This is a genomic window from Gilliamella sp. Choc5-1 (genome assembly GCF_001690595.1).
Classification (GTDB): domain Bacteria; phylum Pseudomonadota; class Gammaproteobacteria; order Enterobacterales; family Orbaceae; genus Gilliamella; species Gilliamella apicola_M.
Genome location: NZ_LZHH01000045.1, coordinates 1 through 3,245 on the forward strand (window position 1 = coordinate 1; position 3,245 = coordinate 3,245).

Annotated in this window: 5 protein-coding genes; 1 reads left to right on the plus strand and 4 read right to left on the minus strand. The window is 35.8% G+C overall.

The window, feature by feature from the left end:
• Window positions 1-219: hypothetical protein (locus A9G35_RS13645; RefSeq protein ID WP_218057194.1), on the plus strand; the 219-nt coding region annotated here is incomplete at its 5' end.
• Here A9G35_RS13645 and A9G35_RS13085 read toward each other — a convergent pair.
• The 4 genes from A9G35_RS13085 to A9G35_RS13090 all read right to left on the minus strand — a co-directional run bounded on the left by A9G35_RS13085 (window position 214) and on the right by A9G35_RS13090 (window position 3,036).
• Window positions 214-426 (minus strand): hypothetical protein, encoded by a 213-nt coding sequence (locus A9G35_RS13085; RefSeq protein ID WP_141673763.1) that lies wholly within the window; start codon window positions 424-426, stop codon window positions 214-216. The two genes, A9G35_RS13645 and A9G35_RS13085, sit on opposite strands and share 6 nt — an antisense overlap.
• 90 nt (window positions 427-516) lie before the next feature.
• Window positions 517-1,575, minus strand: coding sequence for a hypothetical protein (locus A9G35_RS03690; RefSeq protein WP_065635724.1), 1,059 nt, complete (start codon window positions 1,573-1,575; stop codon window positions 517-519).
• 236 nt (window positions 1,576-1,811) lie between these two features.
• Window positions 1,812-2,471 carry a hypothetical protein gene (locus A9G35_RS03695; RefSeq protein ID WP_065635725.1) on the minus strand — a complete coding sequence of 220 codons (660 nt, stop codon included), beginning with the start codon at window positions 2,469-2,471 and terminating at the stop codon, window positions 1,812-1,814.
• Between the two features lie 352 nt (window positions 2,472-2,823).
• On the minus strand, window positions 2,824-3,036 hold the full coding sequence (locus A9G35_RS13090; protein WP_141673763.1) for a hypothetical protein: 213 nt from the start codon (window positions 3,034-3,036) through the stop codon (window positions 2,824-2,826).
• Window positions 3,037-3,245: the final 209 nt, after the last annotated feature.

A 3,245-nucleotide genomic window follows, 5' to 3' on the forward strand; every position in this document is an offset into this window, starting at 1 on the left:
CCCGCCTCTACTACACTTTCTATCCAATCGGTACCGTTACCTTTTTCTCGGGATTTGCTTTGGCTGGCACAGGCAGAAATGGTAAATCCGTTTTTCTCTACCAAAGTTATAGCCCACGCCCATCGAGCCACTGCTGTTTTTTATTTCATCTTTGTTTTTATCGTATTTTCTTGTCCAATGATGTTAACATCATGGTTTGCTTTGAGCATTGCATCATGACCGCATATTGATATCGCCACTCTCTTTTTCACCATTGCCTGTCGCAATAATGCTGAGGTTATGCCACACTGAGACGCCACTATTGCGTCGATATTGACGTTTTCGTCTTGAAACAAGAAATACTAAAAAAACGCCAAAAAAACTTAAATAGTAAGTAAATAGCGTGTTTTTTATTTTTTTAAATGGAATTAATAAGATATGACACAATGCGCAATGCAACAAGTAGGCTTTATTTTCTACAATAGTGCATAAAAACAATAATACCTAAACCAGTATGAGCTTTAGCTCCATCATCTCTCATATAACCAAAAGCACCATTCCACTTATTAGGATTGTGGTTTGAACTATAACCGTTCGTTGTGGGTATTCTAAAGGCTCATGCCAAAGTTTTGTTGTTTCAACATTAAAATAATCCATCATCGCCACCGGATGAATAAACCACGCCTTGCCGTCTGCGGATAGATTGGATAGTTTAGGCGTATTGGCTTCTGTGTTTGCGGTTGAGTTTTGAGTTTGTGCTTGCGCCACTTTTTTCCACCACAGTGAGGGTTTGATGCGCTCTTCTTTTTCTAGTTGCCAGTTGCTTTTGACATGTTCGTGCGCTTCGTTCAATTTTTTCATGGCAAAGTTTCGCTGATAGGGCTCGGTGATGCCGATTTTATCTAATTCCGCTTCAATAAGCGCTTTTTGTTGTTGCTCTTCTTCAAACAGCTCATCTATCTCATTCCATTTACTTAATGCTTCATCGGCATACCATTCACTTTCATATTTTACCAGTAAATGCCCTATCCGCTCTGCGACCCAGCTTCTGCGTAAACCTTCCTTTAAATAGTTATTTGTAAAAGAAGGTAAGTGTGTTTTTTTTCGCTGATTGGAATAACGCAGAGTTCCCGTTAAGATTTGATGTAATTCCTGCATCGCTGGCGTGTAATCTTCTAAATACAATTTCGCCACTTTATTTTTGCCAATCTTGTTAGATAATTCACCTATCGAGGCTTTTTCTTCTATCGTTTCAAACCCGGGCCAGTGCCATGGGCTACACCGTTTGATATGTGCTTGCGCATTGTCTTTTATATTGACCCAACCGTGTATCATTAGGCTTTGCTTATCCAGTGCTGTCACTTTTACCCATGTTGTGTTGTCTTCATCTATCGCTATCAAGCCGTCATGCGCTAATGCACTGAGCAATAGGGTGCGTGAGCTTAATACCGTATTTTTGTCTTCCTCTGTAGGGATGTTCGCTAATGATAACGGAAAATCATGCCAATAACTTGCGCTTGAATTAAGTTGCCCATCTTCGCCTTGAAGGTGTAATACATTATCTAATTCTATCCAGTACGGCTTGTTTTCAAGCATAAAACAAATTGTAAAAAAATCCTCATTATTCTCGGGCTCAGAATAGACGCTCGGTAGCCTCGTATCTTGTTCTTTTGCGCCACTAACCTAACTAACTCAACTTTATCGGGTATATCGGCTAGGATCAATTTTAGGTAACGCAATCGATAAAATTTGATCAGGTTCGTTTTATCTGCCTGCGTTAAACGTAACCTTTTAACTTTATCCGTCTCATTTTTCAACAGAGTCTACATAGTTCACCGAAATAACTCAGAATATTGAACACTCTCGAAAAATTGATATGGATGTGAGTATCTTGCAAGATTACAATCAAAGTTTGTTTCATGACATGATAATAACTCATATTTATCATTATTTTTCGTGTAAATTTCATCGAGTAGAATAAAATCAAAATCTTTTTCATTCAACAAGCTTTTGGATTTAATAAAGCCAAATTGATGAATACTCTTATCTTTGAGTTTTATTGAAATAAAATAATAAGGTTCTCGGTACTCAATAATTTCGAAAATTAACCCGCCATTGTAACATTCTGCTTTTGGCGTAATATTTAAATTAGCATAAGGATGATTTAAATCATTTTTTTGATAAAGTTCAATTGACCACCATTTTTGAGCTGGATTTAAATAAGCATGACTTAGTGCTTTTTTTAGTAATTCAGTAGATTTATCAAAATATATTTCGCCTTTAGATAGTGGGATACCACATTCCGATAAAATTAAAACACAATAATATGGCTGTTTTGTTGATGTAATTGATAAAGTTTCGATACCTTTTCCGTTATAGAACTCAATAGAATTATAACTATTTACTATGGGTAAATTTAAATTACTACACGCAAAAATATCAACTACATAAAAGAGTAGCATTAATAAAATATATTTAGATATTTTTATCATTAGGAATTAACCTCCAATTTATCTAATTTATAATAATAAAATAAATCTCTCGCAGGAAAAAATGCTTGAAATTGAATTATATAAGCTGTTGGAATTTTATCATAAATATGAGTTACCCTCGCAAAAATATTAGACAGTGCCCGCCTCTACTACACTTTCTATCCAATCGGTACCGTTACCTTTTTCTCGGGATTTGCTTTGGCTGGCACAGGCAGAAATGGTAAATCCGTTTTTCTCTACCAAAGTTATAGCCCACGCCCATCGAGCCACTGCTGTTTTTTATTTCATCTTTGTTTTTATCGTATTTTCTTGTCCAATGATGTTAACATCATGGTTTGCTTTGAGCATTGCATCATGACCGCATATTGATATCGCCACTCTCTTTTTCACCATTGCCTGTCGCAATAATGCTGAGGTTATGCCACACTGAGACGCCACTATTGCGTCGATATTGACGTTTTCGTCTTGAAACAAGAAATACTAAAAAAACGCCAAAAAAACTTAAATAGTAAGTAAATAGCGTGTTTTTTATTTTTTTAAATGGAATTAATAAGATATGACACAATGCGCAATGCAACAAGTAGGCTTTATTTTCTACAATAGTGCATAAAAACAATAATACCTAAACCAGTATGAGCTTTAGCTCCATCATCTCTCATATAACCAAAAGCACCATTCCACTTATTAGGATTGTGGTTTGAACTATAACCGTTCGTTGTGGGTATTCTAAAGGCTCATGCCAAAGTTTTGTTGTTTCAACATTAAAATAATCCA